At 50.8% G+C, this 256-nt stretch carries 2 tRNA genes; both read left to right on the top strand.

Annotation, left to right across the window (positions count from 1 at the left end):
* Positions 1 to 21 precede the first annotated feature (21 nt).
* Positions 22 to 98: transfer RNA gene (locus tag CN601_RS22130), tRNA-Pro, on the top strand.
* Between the two features lie 9 nt (positions 99 to 107).
* Positions 108 to 183 (top strand) — tRNA-Ala (locus tag CN601_RS22125).
* Positions 184 to 256: the final 73 nt, after the last annotated feature.

The following is a 256-nucleotide window of genomic DNA, read 5'->3' as shown; positions in this document are numbered from 1 at the left end:
CCTTTCGGGCGCGCCATATTACGGGAAGTGGCTCAGCTTGGTAGAGCACCTGGTTTGGGACCAGGGGGTCGCAGGTTCAAATCCTGTCTTCCCGACCATTTCATTACGGGGCCTTAGCTCAGCTGGGAGAGCGCCTGCCTTGCACGCAGGAGGTCAGCGGTTCGATCCCGCTAGGCTCCACCAATAGATGATCTTTGAAAACTAAACAAAACATGAAGTAAACGTCAACTATTAGTTTTTTTGAGCAATACAAGAT

Source organism: Bacillus sp. AFS017336 (assembly GCF_002555445.1).
Classification (GTDB): Bacteria; Bacillota; Bacilli; order Bacillales; family Bacillaceae_G; genus Gottfriedia.
Note: the sequence above shows the minus strand (reverse complement) of the source record. Positions and strands in the feature narration are given on the sequence as shown.